General features: G+C 64.2%; 16 protein-coding genes and 1 tRNA gene. 12 read left to right on the top strand and 5 right to left on the bottom strand.

The annotated features are described in order from the left end of the window. Positions 1 to 6 precede the first annotated feature (6 nt). Positions 7 to 876, bottom strand: coding sequence for a sulfurtransferase (locus tag NCS03_RS14940; protein WP_008353971.1), 870 nt, complete (start codon positions 874 to 876; stop codon positions 7 to 9). 105 nt (positions 877 to 981) lie between these two features. Continuing rightward, complete coding sequence (locus NCS03_RS14945; RefSeq protein ID WP_175982505.1) at positions 982 to 2088, bottom strand: aromatic ring-hydroxylating oxygenase subunit alpha; 1107 nt, start codon at positions 2086 to 2088, stop codon at positions 982 to 984. Positions 2089 to 2398: 310 nt separating this feature from the next. Between NCS03_RS14945 and NCS03_RS14950 the strand changes: the two genes are divergently transcribed. From NCS03_RS14950 to folE2, 4 genes are all read left to right on the top strand, one after another. After that, positions 2399 to 2734, top strand: a complete 336-nt coding sequence (locus NCS03_RS14950) for an exodeoxyribonuclease VII small subunit (RefSeq protein ID WP_008353969.1) — start codon at positions 2399 to 2401, stop codon at positions 2732 to 2734. Beyond that, positions 2731 to 3618, top strand: a complete 888-nt coding sequence (locus tag NCS03_RS14955; protein ID WP_008353968.1) for a polyprenyl synthetase family protein — start codon at positions 2731 to 2733, stop codon at positions 3616 to 3618. The genes NCS03_RS14950 and NCS03_RS14955 overlap by 4 nt, the downstream gene beginning before the upstream one ends. Positions 3619 to 3706: 88 nt before the next feature. Continuing rightward, positions 3707 to 5623: a 1-deoxy-D-xylulose-5-phosphate synthase gene (gene dxs / locus NCS03_RS14960; protein ID WP_008353967.1), complete on the top strand. Its 1917-nt coding sequence runs from the start codon at positions 3707 to 3709 to the stop codon at positions 5621 to 5623. Between the two features lie 146 nt (positions 5624 to 5769). Continuing rightward, a complete protein-coding gene (folE2, locus tag NCS03_RS14965) occupies positions 5770 to 6576 on the top strand; it encodes a GTP cyclohydrolase FolE2 (protein WP_175982504.1) in 807 nt (268 codons plus the stop codon). A 4-nt stretch (positions 6577 to 6580) separates the two neighbouring features. Here folE2 and NCS03_RS14970 read toward each other — a convergent pair whose 3' ends face one another. Then, entirely contained in the window at positions 6581 to 7498 is a 918-nt protein-coding gene (locus NCS03_RS14970) for a LysR substrate-binding domain-containing protein (protein WP_175982503.1), read from the bottom strand. Positions 7499 to 7603: 105 nt separating this feature from the next. Here NCS03_RS14970 and NCS03_RS14975 point away from each other — a divergent pair, with 105 nt between their 5' ends. Both NCS03_RS14975 and NCS03_RS14980 read left to right on the top strand, forming a co-directional pair. Next, positions 7604 to 8827, top strand: a complete 1224-nt coding sequence (locus tag NCS03_RS14975) for an MFS transporter (RefSeq protein ID WP_250529335.1) — start codon at positions 7604 to 7606, stop codon at positions 8825 to 8827. A 39-nt stretch (positions 8828 to 8866) separates the two neighbouring features. After that, complete coding sequence (locus NCS03_RS14980) at positions 8867 to 9493, top strand: glutathione S-transferase family protein (protein ID WP_175982501.1); 627 nt, start codon at positions 8867 to 8869, stop codon at positions 9491 to 9493. A 6-nt stretch (positions 9494 to 9499) separates the two neighbouring features. Here NCS03_RS14980 and tsaD read toward each other — a convergent pair whose 3' ends face one another. Next, positions 9500 to 10528: a tRNA (adenosine(37)-N6)-threonylcarbamoyltransferase complex transferase subunit TsaD gene (tsaD, locus tag NCS03_RS14985; protein WP_175982500.1), complete on the bottom strand. Its 1029-nt coding sequence runs from the start codon at positions 10526 to 10528 to the stop codon at positions 9500 to 9502. A 75-nt stretch (positions 10529 to 10603) separates the two neighbouring features. On the opposite strand from tsaD, the gene NCS03_RS14990 reads away from it, so the two are divergent. The 5 genes from NCS03_RS14990 (at position 10604) to NCS03_RS15010 (ending at position 17056) form a co-directional block, all read left to right on the top strand. Further along, positions 10604 to 11830, top strand: coding sequence for a BaiN/RdsA family NAD(P)/FAD-dependent oxidoreductase (locus tag NCS03_RS14990; RefSeq protein ID WP_250502734.1), 1227 nt, complete (start codon positions 10604 to 10606; stop codon positions 11828 to 11830). Between the two features lie 213 nt (positions 11831 to 12043). Further along, positions 12044 to 12490, top strand: coding sequence for a GatB/YqeY domain-containing protein (locus NCS03_RS14995; RefSeq protein WP_008353959.1), 447 nt, complete (start codon positions 12044 to 12046; stop codon positions 12488 to 12490). A gap of 19 nt (positions 12491 to 12509) precedes the next feature. Beyond that, positions 12510 to 14387 (top strand): DNA primase, encoded by a 1878-nt coding sequence (gene dnaG / locus NCS03_RS15000; protein WP_250529336.1) that lies wholly within the window; start codon positions 12510 to 12512, stop codon positions 14385 to 14387. Positions 14388 to 14796: 409 nt separating this feature from the next. Continuing rightward, the gene (rpoD, locus tag NCS03_RS15005; RefSeq protein ID WP_075583507.1) at positions 14797 to 16854 is read left to right on the top strand and encodes an RNA polymerase sigma factor RpoD; all 2058 of its coding nucleotides are present in this window, start codon (positions 14797 to 14799) and stop codon (positions 16852 to 16854) included. Between the two features lie 125 nt (positions 16855 to 16979). After that, positions 16980 to 17056: transfer RNA gene (locus NCS03_RS15010), tRNA-Ile, on the top strand. A gap of 139 nt (positions 17057 to 17195) precedes the next feature. Here NCS03_RS15010 and NCS03_RS31345 read toward each other — a convergent pair. Next, positions 17196 to 17612, bottom strand: a complete 417-nt coding sequence (locus NCS03_RS31345; RefSeq protein ID WP_502801521.1) for a site-specific integrase — start codon at positions 17610 to 17612, stop codon at positions 17196 to 17198. On the opposite strand from NCS03_RS31345, the gene NCS03_RS15020 reads away from it, so the two are divergent. Continuing rightward, positions 17590 to 18393 (top strand): hypothetical protein, encoded by an 804-nt coding sequence (locus NCS03_RS15020; protein WP_250529337.1) that lies wholly within the window; start codon positions 17590 to 17592, stop codon positions 18391 to 18393. The two genes, NCS03_RS31345 and NCS03_RS15020, sit on opposite strands and share 23 nt — an antisense overlap. Positions 18394 to 18472: the final 79 nt, after the last annotated feature.

Consider the following 18472-nt stretch of genomic DNA (forward strand, 5'->3'; position numbering starts at 1 on the left):
CGGCGTTCACGGATTCGGGCCGGTCGCGACGGGCCGGCCCGGATCGGCGCTCCACTCGCTCCACGAGCCGGGATAGAGCGCCGCGCCGTGCAGGCCGGCGATCTCCATCGCGAGCGCGTTATGGCATGCCGTCACGCCCGAGCCGCATTGCAGGACGACGCGGTCCGCCGGCGTCGTGCCGACGAGCGAACCGAACGCCTCGCGCAGTTCGTGCGCGGTCTTGAAGCGGCCTTCCGCCGTCAGATTGTTCTTGAAAAAGTGATTCAGCGCGCCGGGAATGTGCCCGCCGACGGGATCGATCGTCTCATTCTCGCCGCGGTAACGATCGGCGGCGCGCGCATCGATCAGCAGATGATCGCGCGTGCCGATGCTGCGCTCGATCGCCGGGGCGTCGATCGTCACCTGAAGCGGCGCGCCGGCCTTGAACGTGCCCTGCCTCTTCGGCGGCACGGCGGTATCGAGCGGATTGCCCGCGGCTTCCCAGGCCTGCAGGCCGCCGTCGAGCAACGCGACGGAATCGTGCCCGAGCCAGCGCAGCAGCCACCAGAGACGCGCGGCGTACATGCCGCCGTGGGCATCGTACGCGACTACTTGCTGGCCCTCGTTCAGGCCGAAGCTGGCCAGTTTGGCGACGAGCGCGGCGCGCTCCGGCAGCGGATGACGCCCGTTCGTGCCCGTCTTGACGCCGGACAGATCTCGATCCAGATGAAGATAGTGCGCGCCGGGAATATGCCCTTGCGCATAGGCCGCTTCGCCGGATTCGGGCGCGGCCAGATCGAAGCGGCAATCGAAGACGAGCATGCTGCCGGGCGCGGCGGCGAGCCGTTCGGCGAGATTCGCCGCCGAGATGAGCGTGGTGTAGTGGGTGTGCGGCATGACGGCTCCTGTGCGTCGCTCATGTGCGAGACTTGAACCGTTAGTCTAAACAAAAAGGCGGGCCTGAAAGCCCGCCTTTTCGTAACTCTGGCCGAACGGCCTATATCAGATCGCGCCGAGCTGATGCCGCAAGAACTCGTGGAAGTGCTGCATGCCGGATTCCATCGGGCTCTGATACGGCCCGACCTGATTCTCGCCGCGCGACATCAGCGCGCGCCGGCCCGCGTCCATGCGCTCGCCGATTTCGTCGTCCTCACGCGCGGTTTCCATATACGCAGCGCGCTCGGCCTCGATGAACTCACGCTCAAAAAGCGCGATTTCCTCGGGGTAATAGAACTCGACGATGTTCGTCGTCTTCTGCGTGCCTTGTGGAATCAGCCACGACACGATCAGCACATGCGGATACCACTCGATCATCAGACCGGGGTAATACACCATCCAGATCGCACCGAACTCGGGCGGCGCGCCGTTGCGAAAGCGCAGGACTTCGTCGTGCCACTTGCGATACGTCGGGCTGCCCGGCTTTTCCAAGTTCTTGTGGACGCCCACGGTCTGGACGCTGTACCAGTCGCCGAATTCCCACTCGAGGTTGTCGCACGACACGAAGCTGCCGAGTCCCGGATGGAACGGCGCGACGTGATAGTCCTCGAGATAGACTTCGATGAACGTCTTCCAGTTGTAATTGCACTCGTGCACTTCGACGTGATCGAACATGAAGCCCGAGAAGTCGAAGTGCTTTGCGGTGCCAAGCCGCGCGAGATCCGCGGCGACGTTGCGGCCCTCCGATTCGAAGAGCAGGCCTTGCCAGTTCTGCAGCGAAGTCTTGCCGAGGTTCAGGCAGGGCTTGTCCGCGAAATGCGGCGCGCCGAGCAGTTGACCGTTGAGATCGTAGGTCCAGCGATGCAGCGGGCAGACGATGTTGTCCGCGCTGCCGCGGCCATTGAGCATGATCGCCTGGCGATGGCGGCACACGTTGGACAGCAGTTCGATATTGTTCTGCTGATTGCGGACGAGCACGCGCCCTTCGCCTTCGCCCGGAAGCGCGAAATAGTTGCCCGCTTCGGGAACCATGAGTTCGTGCCCGACGTAGCGTGGACCTTGCTTGAAAAGTGTGTCGAGTTCGCGCGTAAGAAGCGCTTCGTCAAAGTAAGCCGTGACTGGCAGCTGACTGTGAATGGCGTTCAGCTGCAATGCATTGCTCAGATTGGACATTCCCACTCCCGTTAAGACGTGAAAGCAGTGAACAACCCAACCATCGAAGATTCGATTTAGGGAGCCCGCGATTATACCGAAATCCGCATCCTTGGGGTGCTTAAGGTCTTGATTTGGGTATAAATTGTCGCGAGAGTTCCTCGCAATCGTTGCGCCCGCGCGCTTGAATCGCACGTTCCTTCCCGATTGGCGGAGAATCCGGCAAAGCAATCTCGACGGTCCCGCGTGGACGGGATGCGGGTCGAAAATTTGGCTTTTGCCGTAGAATGTGCGACTTGGTTCCAAAAATTCAATTGCACATCCACGATTCATGGCGAAGACCGCTGTCCAGGAAACAGGCGAGCAAACCGGCGCAAGCGCACAGAGCGCGGACGCCGCCCCGCTTCCCGAGAATTACGAGGCGGCGCTGGCAGAACTCGAATCGCTCGTCGCGCGCATGGAAGAGGGCGCGCTGAGCCTCGAGGAATCGCTTGCGGCATACCGCCGCGGCGCAGCGCTTGTCGGCTTTTGCCAACAGCAACTCGAAAAAGTTGAGCAGCAGGTACGCGTTCTCGATGGCGAGACGCTCAAACCGTTGCCCGCCGAGGTGCAGCGCGCCACGCAGGGTGCCGGAGCGACGAACGACGACGGGGACGACGACCTATGACCTTCGAACAATGGATGCGCGCGACGCTCGATCGCGTCGAGACGGCGCTGGAACACTATCTTCCGGGCACGGACGTCGCGCCGGCGCGCCTGCACGAAGCCATGCGCTACGCGGTGCTGGGCGGCGGCAAGCGCGTGCGGCCCCTGCTCGTCCACGCGGCGGGCGAGCTGACCGGCGCGAGCGCGCAGGCCGTCGAAGCGGCGAGCGCGGCACTCGAGATGATCCACGTCTATTCGCTGGTGCATGACGATATGCCCGCCATGGATGACGACGCGTTGCGTCGCGGCAAGCCTACCGTACACATCCAATATGACGAAGCGACGGCACTGCTCGTCGGTGACGCGCTGCAATCGCAGGCGTTCGTCGCATTGACGGCGGAAGGCAACGGTTTGAGCGATGCCCAGCAAGCCGCGCTCGTGCGCGAGCTGGCGGTCGCGAGCGGCTCGCTCGGCATGGCGGGCGGTCAGGCGATCGACCTGGAAAGCGTCGGCCGCAAGCTGTCGCGCCCCGAGCTCGAGACGATGCATCGCAAGAAAACAGGTGCGCTGCTGCGCGCATCGGTCCGCATGGGCGCGCTCGCGGGCACGCATCCCGGCGCGGAAGCGCTGACGTCGCTGGATCGGTATGCGGCAGCGATCGGTCTCGCATTCCAGGTCGTCGACGACATCCTGGACGTCACCGCCGATTCCGCCACGCTCGGCAAGACCGCCGGCAAGGACGCGCAGCACGACAAGCCCACTTACGTATCGATCATCGGGCTCGATGCGTCGCGCGAACTCGCTGCGCAACTGGGCCGCGACGCGCACGCCGCGATCGAGCCGTTCGGCGCGCGCGGCCAGCGTCTCGCCGAGCTTGCCGACCTGGTCGTGAACCGGGTGAATTGATTGTTGAACGCGTGACGAACCCCACGGTGCGAAGAAAGAAACAATCGCACCGAACGAATCACGCCAGTTTTCCTAAAATGGGACGACGATGTACGACTTGCTGAAAACCATCGACGATCCGGCCGATCTCCGCGCCCTCGATCGCCGCCAATTGCAACCGCTGGCCGACGAGCTGCGAGCCTACGTGCTCGATAGCGTGTCCCAGACGGGCGGCCATCTGTCGTCCAATCTGGGCACGGTGGAGCTGACCATCGCGTTGCACTATGTGTTCGATACGCCTAATGACCGCATCGTCTGGGACGTCGGTCATCAGACGTATCCGCACAAGATCCTGACCGGCCGCCGCGATCAGATGCCGGGGCTGCGCCAGCTCGGCGGCATCTCCGGTTTCCCGCGCCGCGCCGAATCCGAATACGACACCTTCGGCACCGCGCATTCGAGCACGTCGATTTCGGCTGCGCTCGGCATGGCGATCGCCAACAAGCTGCAGGGCGACAACCGCTTTTCGATCGCCGTGATCGGCGACGGCGCGATGACCGCGGGCATGGCCTTCGAAGCGATGAACAACGCGGGCGTCGCCGACGACGTGCCGCTGCTCGTCATCCTCAACGACAACGACATGTCGATTTCGCCGCCGGTCGGCGCGTTGAATCGCCATCTCGCGCGTCTGATGTCGGGCCGTTTCTACGCCGCCGCGCGCGCGGGCGTCGAACGCGTGCTGCGCCATGCGCCGCCCGTGCTCGATCTCGCGCGCAAGCTCGAAGAGCACGCGAAGGGCATGATCGTCCCGGCCACGCTATTCGAGGAGTTCGGCTTCAACTACATCGGCCCGATCGACGGTCACGATCTCGATTCGCTGATCCCGACGCTGCAGAACATCAAGGAACTGCGCGGCCCGCAATTCCTGCACGTCGTCACGAAGAAAGGCCAGGGCTACAAGCTCGCGGAAGCCGATCCGGTGCTGTATCACGGTCCGGGCAAGTTCAATCCGGCTGAAGGCATCAAGCCGTCGACGGCGCCATCGAAGAAGACTTACACGCAGGTGTTCGGCGAATGGCTGTGCGACGCCGCAGCGCAAGACTCGCGCGTGGTCGGCATCACGCCGGCGATGCGCGAAGGCTCCGGCATGGTCGAGTTCGAGAAGCGCTTCCCGGACCGCTATTTCGATGTCGGCATCGCCGAACAGCACGCGGTGACCTTCGCGGGCGGCCTGGCCGCGGACGGCATGAAGCCGGTCGTCGCCATCTATTCGACCTTCCTGCAACGCGCGTATGACCAACTGATCCACGACGTCGCGCTGCAGAATCTGCCAGTCGTGTTCGCGATCGATCGCGCGGGCCTCGTCGGCGCGGACGGCGCGACGCACGCGGGCAACTACGATCTCGCGTTCCTGCGCTGCATCCCGAACATGACGGTGATGGCCGCGTCGGACGAAAACGAGTGCCGCCAGATGCTCTACACGGCGCTGCAGCAGCCGAACCCGACGGCCGTGCGCTATCCGCGCGGCGCGGGCACCGGCGTGGCGACGGTCAAGCAGATGACCGCGATTCCGGTCGGCAAGGGCGAGATTCGCCGCGAGTCGTCGCAAAAGCTGGGCTCGGGCAAGCGCATCGCTATTTGCGCGTTCGGCACGATGGTCGCGCCGTCGCTCGCCGCCGCCGAGGAACTGGATCTGACCGTCGCCAACATGCGCTTCGTGAAACCGGTCGACGCCGATCTGCTGCGCGAACTCGCCGCCACGCACGACGCGATCGTCACGATCGAAGAAGGCACGATCATGGGCGGCGCGGGTTCCGCGTGCGTCGAAGCGCTGCTTGCAAGCTCCATCGTGAAGCCCGTGCTGCAACTCGGCTTGCCGGACGTGTTCATCGATCACGGCGATCCGGCCAAGCTGCTGTCGAGCGTCGGACTGGACGCGGCTGGCATCGCCAAGTCGATTCGCGAGCGCTTTATCGACGCAATCGAAAGCGCCAACGCAGGGAAGCTGACGAAGCGCGTCGCCTGACGACGCTTCGCTCGAACGGCGCGCTCGGGGTGCGCCGTGCATCAACGCTTTGGCACACGGCGCGGGCATCGTCCCGCGCCGTGTGCGCTTGAACGTATCGACCCGCTCGCGTCTTGCGCGACGCGCGGCGCATAAGGACAAAACAAATGAATCAGATGAATCCCGCCTTCGTGATGCCCGACGTCCAGAGCACGCCCGACACGCGTCAGATCGCGATTCAGCGCGTCGGCGTCAAGGGCGTGCGCTATCCGCTGACGGTGCTGACGGAAGACGGGCTGAAGCCGACCGTCGGCGTATGGAACCTCGACGTGCATCTGCCCGCGGAACAGAAGGGCACGCACATGTCGCGTTTCGTCGCGTTGCTGGAAGAGAACCGGCTGCCGGTCGATCAGCACGCGCTGCGCGGATTGCTCTCGCTGATGCTGGCGAAGCTCGAAGCGCACTCCGGCCGTATCGAAGTGACGATGCCGTACTTCGTCATGAAGACCGCGCCGGTCTCGGGCGTGAAGAGCTTGCTGGACTACGAAGTGACGTTTATCGCCGAACGGCGTGACGGCGACACGCGCATGTCGATCAAAGTGCTCGTGCCGGTGACGAGCCTGTGCCCGTGCTCGAAGAAAATTTCGCAGTACGGCGCGCACAACCAGCGCTCGCACGTCACGATCGCGGCGGAATTGGCCGACGAGATGCCGGTCGAGGAACTGATCCGCATCGCCGAGGAAGAGGCGTCGTGCGAACTGTGGGGCTTGCTGAAGCGTCCGGACGAGAAGTTCGTCACCGAGCGCGCGTATGAAAATCCGAAGTTCGTCGAGGACCTCGTGCGCGATGTCGCGACGCGCCTGAACGCCGACGCGCGCATCGTCGCCTATACGCTCGAAGCCGAGAACTTCGAGTCGATCCACAATCACAGTGCGTATGCCGTGATCGAGCGCGACAAGCGCCGCGACGCCTGAACGTCTAGGCAAGCGCCGTTTCCGCGGAAACGTGCGCTTCCCGCACCGATTCCACCACGAGCGACGCCAGCCGCTCGACGAGCGGCGAGCCCTTTCCCGACGCGCGATGCAGCGCGAGCGGAATCGACGGCAGCGCGGGCAAACCGCCTTCGCCACCATCGAGCGGACGAACGGTCGACGGCAGGCCGTAGCTCGTTCGCACCGTCACGCCGAGTCCCGCCGCTGCCGCCGCCCACAGTCCGGACAGGCTCGGGCTCGTGAACGCCACACGCCATTTGATGCCCGCACGGTCGAGCGCCGCCGCCGCCGCGCTGTGGAAGAGACACGGCCGATCGAAAACGATGAGCGGCAAGGGCTCGTCGGCGTCGAAATGCCAGGGAACGGTCGATGACGCGATCCAGCGCATCGGCGGCGCGGCGATCGGCTCGGGCAGATTCGACGCCTGACTTTCATCCGGCACGCCCGCCGCACCCCACACGAGCGCGAGATCGAGCTGCGCGCCGCCGATGCGCTCCAGCAGTTCCGTATTCCGCGCGACGCGCGCTTCGATCCGCACTTTCGGGTGCGCTCGCGCGAAGCGTCCGAGCACATCGGGCAGCACGACTTCGCCGAAATCTTCCTGCAGACCGAGCCGGATCCAGCCTTCCAGATCGACGCCGCGAACCGCGACTGCGGCTTCGTCGTTCAGCTCGACGAGCCGCCGCGCGTAGTTGAGCATGACCTCGCCGGCATCGGTGAGTGCGAGCCCGCGTCCCGATTTGCGAAACAGCGGTGTGCCCGCCTGTTCTTCCAGCTTGTGAATCTGGGCGCTGACGGCGGACGTCGAACGCCCGACGCGATCGGCTGCTTTCGCGAAACTCCCGAGGTCCACGCCCGCGACGAAGCTGCGCAACACCGCGAGGTCGAAGGTTGTCTGGCTCATGATGACAGTCCCGATTTGATGAACGGTCCGTCGCAAACTTTGCGATTTTCAGGATGATGTTAAGCGTTCAAACTGGCCCCAGTCAACTTTTCGATGGACTGCGACATGGCCATTTCTCTCGCTTTGAACATCAAAACCGCACTCGGCGATGGACACCGCTGGAAAGTGCTCGGCGTGGGCGTCGCGGCGAACGCGAGCGTGTCGGCGGCGGCGACGGGCTTTCCGACGACCGCCGTCTGGGTGCGCGGCGCCTACCATCTGAGCAACGGGCAACTGGGCGTCGTGCTGGGCGCCCTAGGCTTGGGCGTCGCGCTGTCCGAATTGCCGTGGGGCGTTCTCACCGACAAGTGGGGCGACCGTCCCGTCCTGCTGACCGGTCTTTTTTCGACGGCCGCGGTGCTCGTCGCGATGACTTTGTTCGCGACGCCCGCGACGGCGAGCTTCGGCTGGCTCGTCGTCGCGATGTGCGCGCTGGGCCTGCTCGGCGGCAGCGTCAATGGGTCGAGCGGACGCGCGGTGATGGCGTGGTTCGGCGAAGGCGAGCGCGGCCTCGCGATGAGCATTCGCCAGACGGCTGTGCCGCTCGGCGGCGGCATCGGCGCGGCGTTGCTGCCGTGGCTCGCGTCGTCGCATGGTTTCGGGGCGGTATTCGGCGCGCTCGCCGCGATGTGCGCGCTGTCCGGCATTTTCGCCTGGCGCTGGCTTCACGAGCCGGCTGAAGCAGTTCATCGGGCGATTCGGAGCGCAGGCGCCGCGCCGCTGAAAAACGCGCTGGTCTGGCGCGTCGTGCTGGGCATCGGCATCTTGTGCGTGCCGCAGTTCGCGGTGCTGAGTTTCGCGACGATCTTCATGCACGACGCCGCGCACTTCGGCCTGACCGCGATCAGCGCGACGATGGCCACGCTCCAGATCGGTGCGATCGCGATGCGCGTCTGGAGCGGCCGCCACACCGACCGGCACCGCAACCGCCGCACGTACCTGCGCGTATCGACGATCGTCGCGTGCGCGTCGTTCGTCGTGCTCGGTATCGCGACGGCGCTCGGCGCGGTCCATTGGCCCGTTTTGCTCGCGGCGATGCTGATTCTCGCGGGCGTCTGCGTGTCGGCATGGCACGGCGTCGCGTACACGGAACTGGCGACGCTCGCGGGCACCGAACGCGCGGGCACCGCGCTCGGCATGGCGAACACGGCGGTCTTCGTCGGCTTTTTCGTGACGCCGCTCGCCATTCCGCACGTGCTCGCGATCGGTTCCTGGCCGATGGTCTGGCTCGGGGCGGGCGTGTGCGCGTCGCTCGCGTGGCCGTTGTTTCCGAGGCCCGCGCGCGCTTAAACTGGCCGTCCACGTCATCACCACCACGCGGAGCGCATCTTGATTCTCATCGGCCAATACGATTCCCCGTTCGTGCGGCGCGTCGGCATCGCGCTGAAGCTCTACGACATGGCGTTCGAGCATCGCCCGTGGTCGGTGTTCGGCGACGCCGACAAGATCGCGCCGTACAACCCGCTGTGCCGCGTGCCGACGCTCGTGCTCGATTCCGGCGATACGCTCATCGAAAGCACGATGATCCTCGACTATCTCGACGCAGAGGCGGGCGATGCGCGCGCTTTGATTCCATCGGGCGGGCCGGAGCGACGTCAGGCGCTGAAGGTCTGCGCGCTCGCGACCGGTCTCGCCGACAAGGCCGTCGCGCTCGTCTACGAACGCGTGTTGCACAAGGAGAAATCGCAGGCGTGGCTCGATCGCTGCACGGGGCAGGTCGAGCGTGTGTTGAATGCGCTGGAAGCGGACCGCGCTGCGCGCGCGACGCCTTACTGGTTCGGCGATGCAATCGGCCACGCCGATATCGCCGTGGCCTGCGCGCTGCGCTTCGCGCGCGAGGCGCATCCGGAAATTTTCAGCTCGACGCGCTGGCCGACGCTCATCGGCCATAGCGATCGCTGCGAAACGCTGCCCGTCTTCAAGGCGATCGTGCAGCCGTTCAATCCGCCTCGATAAAGTGGCTCAGGCGCGCGCGAGCGACGTGAGATCCCAGCGCGGCTTCACGGTGAACGCGTAGTCGCGCACGGCCTGCTCCGGCCAGCGCGACAGGCGCAGCGCGCCCGCGAGCGCGATCATCGCGCCGTTGTCGGTGCACAGCGACAGGTCGGGGTAATGCACGTCGAAGCGGCGCTTTTTCGCCGCCGCCGACAGCGCCTCGCGCAACTGCCGGTTCGCGCCGACGCCGCCCGCCACGACGAGCCGCTTCAACCCCGTTTTCTTCAGCGCGGCGAGCGATTTAGCGACGAGCACGTCCACGGCCGCATCGACGAAACCGCGCGCGAGATCGGCCTTGGCCTGCTCGCAGACGTTGTTGCCGAGCTTGCGGCTGTGCGTGAGCACGGCGGTTTTCAGGCCGCTGAAGCTGAAATCGAGATCGCCGGAATGGAGCATCGGACGCGGCAGCGCGACCGCGCCGGACGTGCCGAATTCCGCGAGCCGCGACACTTCCGGCCCGCCCGGATAGCCGAGGCCGAGCAGCTTCGCGGTCTTGTCGAAGGCTTCGCCGGCGGCGTCGTCGAGTGTTTCGCCGAGCGTCTCGTAGACGCCGACATCGGTCACGCGCATCAACTGCGTGTGTCCGCCGGACACGAGCAGCGCGACGAACGGAAAGGGCGGCGGCGCGTCGACGAGCAGCGGCGACAGCAAATGCCCTTCCAGATGATGGATGCCGACGGTCGGCTTGTCCCACGCCATCGCCAGCGCATTCGCGATGCTCGCGCCGACGAGCAGCGCCCCCGCGAGCCCCGGCCCTTGCGTGAACGCGATGGCGTCGATGTCGCCGCGCTGTGCGCCGGACTTGTCGAGCACTTCCTCCAGCAGCGGCAGCGCGCGGCGGATGTGATCGCGCGAAGCCAGTTCGGGCACGACGCCGCCGTAATCGCGATGCATCGCGATCTGCGAATGAAGGGCGTGCGAAAGCAGGCCGCGCTCGGTGTCGTAGAGTGCGAGGCCGGTTTCGTCGCAGGAGCTTTCGATGCCTAGAACTAGCATGGATTCAATGCGTTAGAGGAACAGAAAAGTATAGCAGCGGGCGTGATCGAGCGTGTCGAAGGTAAAATGCGCGCCATGGAATCCTTCGATATCGCCGTCATCGGCGCGGGCGCGGCCGGCATGATGTGCGCGGCCGTGGCCGCTCAATCCGGACGCCGCGTCGTCCTCATCGACCACGCAGAGCGTCTCGCCGAAAAAATCCGCATCTCCGGCGGCGGGCGCTGCAACTTCACGAACATCAACGCGCAGCCTGCCAATTTTCTGTCGGCGAATCCGCATTTTTGCCGCTCCGCGCTCGCCCGCTACACGCCGCGCGATTTTCTCGCGCTGCTCAAGCAATACCGCGTGAAGTGGCACGAGAAGCACAAGGGCCAGCTCTTCTGCGACGACTCCAGCGAGACCATCATCGACGTGCTCAAAAGCGAGTGCGATGCCGGTCGCGTCGCGTGGCGGCGTCCGGTCGCCGTGCATGAGGTCCGTCACGACGGCGCGCGTTTCGCGCTCGATACGAACGCGGGCGCGATCGGCGCGGCGGCGCTCGTGATCGCGACCGGCGGCCTGTCGATTCCGAAGATCGGCGCGACGGATTTCGGCTATCGCGTCGCCAAGCAGTTCGGCCACAAGCTCGTCGATACGCGTCCGGCGCTCGTGCCGCTCACGTTCACGTCCGCCGACTGGGCGCCGTTCGCGCAGCTGTCGGGGCTTTCGCTGCCGGTTCGCATCAGCACGGGCAAAGGCAAGACGCGCGGCGAATTCGACGAAGACTTGCTGCTCACGCATCGCGGCGTGTCGGGGCCGGGCGTGCTGCAGATTTCGAGCTACTGGAACACGTCGGAGCCGATTCACGTCGATCTGCTTCCCGACCTCGATCCGACCGCCATGCTGATCGAAGCCAAAGCCGGCTCGAAAAAGCAGATCGGCAATTTTCTGGCCGAGCACGTTCCCGCGCGTCTCGCGCACGCGTGGCTCGAAGCGCAGCGCGTGCCGGTCGACGCGCGCCTCGCCGATCTGCCGGATCGCACGCTGAAAGCGATCGGCGCATCGCTGTCGGACTGGACGCTCACGCCGAGCGGCACCGAAGGCTATCGCAAGGCGGAAGTCACGCGCGGCGGCGTCGACACGCGCGAGCTTTCATCCGCGACGATGATGAGCGAGCGCGTCGCGGGGCTCTATTTCATCGGCGAGGCGGTCGATGTCACCGGCTGGCTCGGCGGCTATAACTTCCAGTGGGCGTGGGCTTCGGGCGTCGCCGCGGGCAAGGCCGCCGCAGAGTACGCGCGAGACGCGGCGACGACCGCCTGAGGGCGTCCGTCCGGGGGTTTTGGCGAGTCTCGAAACGCGGACCCGTTTGCTATACTCGGACGGTCATCGGAGGATTCTCTCCGCTTTCCGCTGGCGCCAGGAAGGCTGTCTGCTAATCCCGCTTGAGGAGGCGTTCCCAAGCGGGTTTTTGCTTTCGCGGGACCGCCGCGCGCCGGCCGGAATTCAAACTTTCGCAATTGCACCGGGTGAACGATGAGCCTCAAAGACCAGATCAACGACGACATGAAGACTGCCATGCGCGCGAAGGAAACCGAGCGTCTCGGCACGATTCGCCTGCTGCTCGCGGCAATCAAGCAGCGCGAAGTCGACGATCGCGTCACGCTCGACGACGCGGGCATCACCGCCGTCATCGACAAGATGATCAAGCAGCGCAAGGATTCGATCAGCCAGTTCGAAGCCGCGAGCCGCACCGATCTCGCCGACAAGGAGAAAGCGGAGCTGGCGGTGCTGGCGGCGTATATGCCCGAACAGCTTTCCGCCGAAGCGATCGCTGCCGAAGTCCAGGCAGCCGTCGCCGCGACCGGCGCCGCCGGGCCGCAGGACATGGGCAAGGTGATGGGCGTGCTGAAGCCGAAGCTCGCCGGCAAGGCCGACATGACCGCCGTCTCCGCGCAGGTGAAAGCCGCACTCGCCAAGTAACGTCCGCAGCTTTCGATCGGTGATTCCGCACGCTTTCCTGCAGGATTTGCTCAACCGCGTCGACATCGTCGACGTGGTGGGCCGCTACGTCCAGTTAAAAAAGGGCGGCGCGAATTTCATGGGCCTTTGCCCATTTCACAACGAGAAAAGCCCGTCGTTCACGGTCAGCCCGACCAAGCAGTTCTATCACTGCTTCGGCTGCGGCGCGCACGGCACCGCGATCGGCTTTCTGATGGAGCACACCGGGCTCACGTTTCCGGAGGCCGTGAAAGACCTGGCGCAAGGCGCCGGCCTGACGGTTCCACAGGAGCCTTCCAGCTCGTTCCGCGGTGGCGGCGGCGACAGCGCACCGAGCAAGGCGGTCAGCGTCGCGTTGACGGACGTCATGCAGACCGCGTGCGATTTCTATCGCAAGCAGTTGCGCGGCGCGCCGAACGCCATCGAATATCTGAAAAAGCGCGGCTTGACCGGTGAGGTCGCCGCGCGCTTCGGGCTCGGCTACGCGCCGGATGGCTGGCAGAACCTCGAGGCGGCCTTTCCCGATTATCGGGATGAAAACCTGGTCGAGTCGGGTTTGGTGATCGTCAGCGAAAAAACGGATTCTCAAGGACAGGCGCGACGTTACGATCGTTTTCGCGAACGCGTGATGTTCCCGATCCGCAATGTGAAGGGCAACGTGATCGGCTTCGGCGGGCGCGTGCTCGACGGGGGCGAGCCTAAATATCTGAACTCGCCGGAGACGCCGCTGTTCAGCAAGGGCAGCGAGCTGTACGGCCTGTTCGAAGCGCGCTTGGCGATTCGTGAACTGGGTTACGTGCTCGTCGTCGAAGGGTATATGGACGTCGTCGCGCTCGCTCAACTGGGTTTTGCGAACGCCGTGGCGACGCTCGGCACGGCGTGTACGCCGATCCACGTGCAGAAGCTGTTTCGTCAGACGGATACCGTCGTCTTCAGTTTCGACGGCGATTCGGCCGGGCGGCGAGCCGCGCGTCGCGCGCTGGAAGCGGCGCTGCCGCACGCTGCGGACAACCGGACCATCAAGTTCCTCTTTCTGCCGAAGGAGCACGATCCGGACAGCTACGTGCGCGAGTTCGGCACGGACGGGTTCGGCGAGCAGGTCGATCGCGCGATGCCGCTGTCGCAGTTCCTACTGAACGAGGTACTGAACGACAAGGAGCTGGAGCAGCCCGAAGGCCGAGCGAAAGCGCTCTTCGACGCTAAACCGCTGCTGCAGGCGCTGCCCGCAAACGCGTTGCGGGTGCAGATCCTGCATATGCTCGCGGACCGGCTCGACACGCCGTTCACCGAAATCGCCGCGCTATGCGACATCGATTCGCGCGCTGCGGCCGTCGCGCGGGCAAACGTGCCGAAGAGCGAGCGGCGCCGCGTCACCGGACAGGAACAGCGCGCGCTGCGCAATCTGGTGATGTATCCGGGCATCGCGGTTTCGCTCGATCAGGACAGCGAGCGCACCCTCGTAACGATGACCGAGCACGGCGAATTGTTCAGCGAAGTGATCTCGCACGCGCGCGAACTCGGCGATGCCGCGCAGTTCCAGTTGCTGTCGGAGATCTTGAGAAATGCAGCAAACGCGCCCACATACGACGATATCTTTCAGGAAATTCTCGCCTATGATGAAAACGTTCGCGATTTGCTGATGCGCGATCCGTCCGATGAGGACGCGGCGCAGCGAGTCGAGGAACAAAAGCGTCTGCTGGCGGAAGAATTGCAAGCAACAGTGGTGAAGCTGAGGCACGACAGCTACCGGGCGCGGCTGGATCAACTGGCGCGGCAATCGAGTCTGTCGGCGGAAGAGGTCGCGGAGTTCTCGGAGTTGTCGGCGAGAGTGGCGCAGATCAAGGCTGGGCGGGGCGCCGGCGCGGATGGCGCAAGGTGAGAATGCTATAATAAAAAGTTCAAGTGAATTGCTTTTTGTCAACTGTTCAGGCGCTTTCGTCGTTTTTTCACGGTAGATGGGCGGCAGCGGTCGAGCAGTGGGCAAAGGGCATGTGAAGTTGTTTGCAGAGGGAAGCGAAGCAGGAAGGCGCTGGCTGAATGGGCCGTAGGCGACGAAGGTGGCACACGCCGCATAAGTCACACGAAACGGGCCGATAAGCACGCCGGCGAACAGACGGGCGCAAGGGAAGCGGCTGCTATCGAGGGTAGGGCGAGGAGACGATTCACACTCGTCCGAACCGCGATGGCGCCCCGGGCAGGGCACGCAGGACGAAGCAGCGTGCGCGTATTGGGTATTCACGGTTCCATCGGCTGGTGTCCAACAGCCGCGAGTCGAGACTAAAGCCGGTATGGCGAACTCCATGACGAAAAAGCTGAACGATGTATCCGTCGAAGACGACGCAATGCAAAACGCAGAGTCTGGCGCCGCTCCTGCGGCGAAGGTCGAAAAGGCGAAGGCCCGCGATCGCCGCGCGAAGGAAAAAGCGCTGCTGAAGGACGCGTTCTCGTCGAGCGCGCCCGGCACCGTCGAGGAATTGGAAGAGCGGCGCGGCAAGCTGCGCGCGCTCATCAAGCTCGGCAAGGAGCGCGGCTTCCTCACCTACGGCGAGATCAACGACCACCTTCCGGACAACTTCACGGAAACCGAGGCGATCGAAGGCATCATCAGCACGTTCAATGACATGGGCGTGGCGGTGTACGAGCAAGCGCCCGATGCCGAAACGCTGCTGCTGAACGACAACGCGCCGAACGCGTCGTCCGACGACGAAGTCGAGGAAGAGGCCGAAGTCGCGCTTTCCACGGTCGATTCCGAATTCGGCCGCACGACCGATCCGGTCCGGATGTACATGCGCGAGATGGGCACCGTCGAACTGTTGACGCGCGAAGGCGAAATCGAGATCGCGAAGCGTATCGAAGACGGCCTCAAGCACATGGTCATGGCGATCTCCGCGTGCCCGACGACCATCGCCGACATTCTCGCGATGGCCGAGCGCGTGCAGAACGAGGAAGTGCGCGTCGATGAACTCGTCGACGGCCTGATCGATCCGAACGCGCAGGACACCGATGGCTTCTCCGAGCAGGAAGCGGAAGCGATCGAATCGGAAGAAGAAGAGACCGCGGAAGAGGGCGAAGAGGAAGAGGAAGAAGAGGACGACGGCAGCGCGCAGGCAAGCGCGAACGCCGCTCAACTCGAAGCACTCAAGCTCCAGTCGCTCGAGAAGTTCGCGCTCATCAGCGAATGGTTCGACAAGATGCGCCGCGCCTACGAGAAGGAAGGCTATAAATCGAAGGCGTATCTGAAGGCGCAGGAAGCCATTCAGACGGAGCTCATGAACATTCGCTTCACCGCGCGTACCGTCGAGCGCCTGTGCGATACGCTGCGCGCGCAAGTGGACGAAGTGCGTCAGGTCGAGCGGCAGATCCTGCATACGGTTGTCGACAAGTGCGGCATGCCGCGCGCCGAGTTCATCACGCGATTCCCCGGCAACGAGACGGATCTCGAATGGTCCGACAAGGTCGTCGCCGAGGGTCACGAGTACAGCGCGGTGCTGGAGCGCAATATCCCGGCGATCCGCGAGCAGCAGCAGCGTCTGCTGGATTTGCAGGCGCGCGTCGTTCTGCCGTTGAAGGATCTGAAGGAAACCAACCGTCAGATGGCGGCGGGCGAGTTGAAGGCGCGTCAGGCGAAGCGCGAAATGACGGAGGCGAATCTGCGCCTCGTGATTTCCATCGCGAAGAAGTACACGAATCGTGGCCTGCAGTTCCTCGATCTGATCCAGGAAGGCAACATTGGCTTGATGAAGGCGGTGGACAAGTTCGAATATCGTCGCGGCTACAAGTTTTCGACGTACGCGACGTGGTGGATTCGTCAGGCGATCACGCGTTCGATCGCGGATCAGGCGCGCACCATTCGCATTCCGGTCCACATGATCGAAACGATCAACAAGATGAACCGTATTTCGCGGCAGATCTTGCAGGAGACCGGGCTCGAGCCGGATCCGGCGACGCTCGCCGAGAAGATGGAAATGCCCGAGGACAAGATCCGCAAGATCATGAAGATCGCGAAGGAGCCGATCTCCATGGAAACGCCGATCGGCGACGACGACGATTCGCATCTCGGCGATTTCATCGAGGATACGAACACGGTGGCGCCGTCCGATGCCGCGCTGCATGCATCGATGCGCGACGTCGTGAAGGACGTGCTCGATTCGCTGACGCCGCGCGAGGCGAAGGTGCTGCGCATGCGGTTCGGGATCGAGATGAGCACGGATCACACGCTGGAAGAGGTCGGCAAGCAGTTCGACGTGACGCGTGAGCGGATTCGCCAGATCGAGGCGAAGGCGCTGCGCAAGCTGCGGCATCCGAGCCGGTCGGACAAGTTGAAGTCGTTCCTCGAAGGCAACTGACGGGACTTGTTTTGAGAGGCGTTGTGAGGCAAACTCGCTACCCTTCGTAGTCGCCTCGCGCAATGATCTGAAGTGACAGGAAGCGCCGTTTGCGGCGCTTTCTTTTTGCACGCTCTGCCTGCACAGGGCCGGAAGCTTAACTGGTATAAGCTGTCGACTCATAATCGACCGATAGTGGGTTCGAGCCCCACCCGGCCCACCAGCACTTGCTCAAAAGTATCAGGGGGTTAGCGGATTTGCGTTTCTGACTCACTGCCGCAGGTTCAAGAGACGTTCGCGCTTGCCGACGCTGCGTCGAGGCCGGTGAGCGCATTCTCCAGCCGTTCAATCTCCAAATCATTCTAGCTGCCGTTGATCCACTTCGCGTAGGTGCGCAGGAACATTTCCACCGTGTGACCGAGTTGGCGTGCGCAGAACGCGGGCGTCATGCCGGCCGTGCGCATCGAGGTCGCGTAGCTGTGCCGCATGTTGTAGGTGCGACGGTAGCGAATGCCAAGGCGTTTGAGAATCTTCGACCAGTAGACGCGCTGGAACGCCTCCTCGCTGTGCCACGGCTGGCCCGTGCGCGGGTCTTGGAACACCCAGCGGACCGCGCTTGCGAAGGCGCTGGCGCTGCAAAGCCGCATGCACGCGGCTGACGGTGAGCCGATCATCGCGCCCTCGCAGTTCGACCACAGCACGGCGGCAGCGACTGCGGAGTCCTTGCAGCGCGCGCTGGACAGCTTCTCGGGATAGGTGACGTTCAGTGGCGATGCCACGCTCGACTTCGGCCACGCCGGCATGGCGATTCAATGGGCGGGGACGGACGGAAGCCTCACGCTCGCGTCGACCTCGACGCTGCCGCTCAATGTGGTCGCCTTCCTAATCTACCACCATGGCGCGGGCGCGCTTAATCTCGTACCGCAAGGCGGCGACTTTCTCTGGACGGGCGGACCCGCTTCGGCGCCGAGCGTCGTGCTGGAGCCGAGCGACTTCGCTTTGTACCTGTCGCGCGTGAACGGCGAATACGATGTGCTGGTGACGCGTTCGCCCGTGAAGGCGGACTGGAACGCCACGTCTGGCCTGGCGCGGATCCTCAATAAGCCGTCATTCTGCGGCGGCTCGGCCTCGGGTCTGCATATCGAACTGGGTTATCAGCCCAATGATCGCGGCATCGACTGCGGCGACCACTACGAAGGCGATTTCACGATGGCCACCTACACCTTCGGCGGCTTCGCTTTTACCGTCAACAGCGATAACTCGATCTCCGTTCCCACCGGTATGTACCTGATCGATGCCGACGCGCAGATCAACGCGCCGGTCGAGGACGACTGGCAAATCCCGGCGCAGATTGCGTTCTCGGTCTGTGTCGGCTATAGCTATCCCGGCGTCAATCAGCAGGCGGTTCGCCGTTTCCCCGATCTGCCGCTCGCCACGCTGAAGAAGGGCGGCACGCTCGGTTCGCTCATCCTCGCGGGACCATTGCCCATTTCGGCGGGCGATCACGCGTGGCGGGCTTCACCAAGGTGCTTGGCGCCGACACGCAGACACCGCTCATGATTCGCGGACGCTTGCCAATCACCAAGGTCGCATGAAAGGCGCGCAGGGAGGAGACAGTATGCTCTAAAGAGCCCTCGCC

This window comes from Caballeronia sp. ATUFL_F1_KS4A (assembly GCF_023630905.1).
GTDB classification, from domain to species: Bacteria; Pseudomonadota; Gammaproteobacteria; order Burkholderiales; family Burkholderiaceae; genus Caballeronia; species Caballeronia zhejiangensis.

Bases quoted from the DNA above. Each gene is read 5' to 3' on its own strand.
- NCS03_RS14940 (WP_008353971.1), bottom strand. From the start codon at position 876: ATGCCGCACACCCACTACACCACGCTCATCTCGGCGGCGAATCTCGCC.
- NCS03_RS14945 (WP_175982505.1), bottom strand. From the start codon at position 2,088: ATGTCCAATCTGAGCAATGCATTGCAGCTGAACGCCATTCACAGTCAG.
- NCS03_RS14950 (WP_008353969.1), top strand. From the start codon at position 2,399: ATGGCGAAGACCGCTGTCCAGGAAACAGGCGAGCAAACCGGCGCAAGC.
- NCS03_RS14955 (WP_008353968.1), top strand. From the start codon at position 2,731: ATGACCTTCGAACAATGGATGCGCGCGACGCTCGATCGCGTCGAGACG.
- dxs (WP_008353967.1), top strand. From the start codon at position 3,707: ATGTACGACTTGCTGAAAACCATCGACGATCCGGCCGATCTCCGCGCC.
- folE2 (WP_175982504.1), top strand. From the start codon at position 5,770: ATGAATCAGATGAATCCCGCCTTCGTGATGCCCGACGTCCAGAGCACG.
- NCS03_RS14970 (WP_175982503.1), bottom strand. From the start codon at position 7,498: ATGAGCCAGACAACCTTCGACCTCGCGGTGTTGCGCAGCTTCGTCGCG.
- NCS03_RS14975 (WP_250529335.1), top strand. From the start codon at position 7,604: ATGGCCATTTCTCTCGCTTTGAACATCAAAACCGCACTCGGCGATGGA.
- tsaD (WP_175982500.1), bottom strand. From the start codon at position 10,528: ATGCTAGTTCTAGGCATCGAAAGCTCCTGCGACGAAACCGGCCTCGCA.
- NCS03_RS14990 (WP_250502734.1), top strand. From the start codon at position 10,604: ATGGAATCCTTCGATATCGCCGTCATCGGCGCGGGCGCGGCCGGCATG.
- NCS03_RS14995 (WP_008353959.1), top strand. From the start codon at position 12,044: ATGAGCCTCAAAGACCAGATCAACGACGACATGAAGACTGCCATGCGC.
- rpoD (WP_075583507.1), top strand. From the start codon at position 14,797: ATGGCGAACTCCATGACGAAAAAGCTGAACGATGTATCCGTCGAAGAC.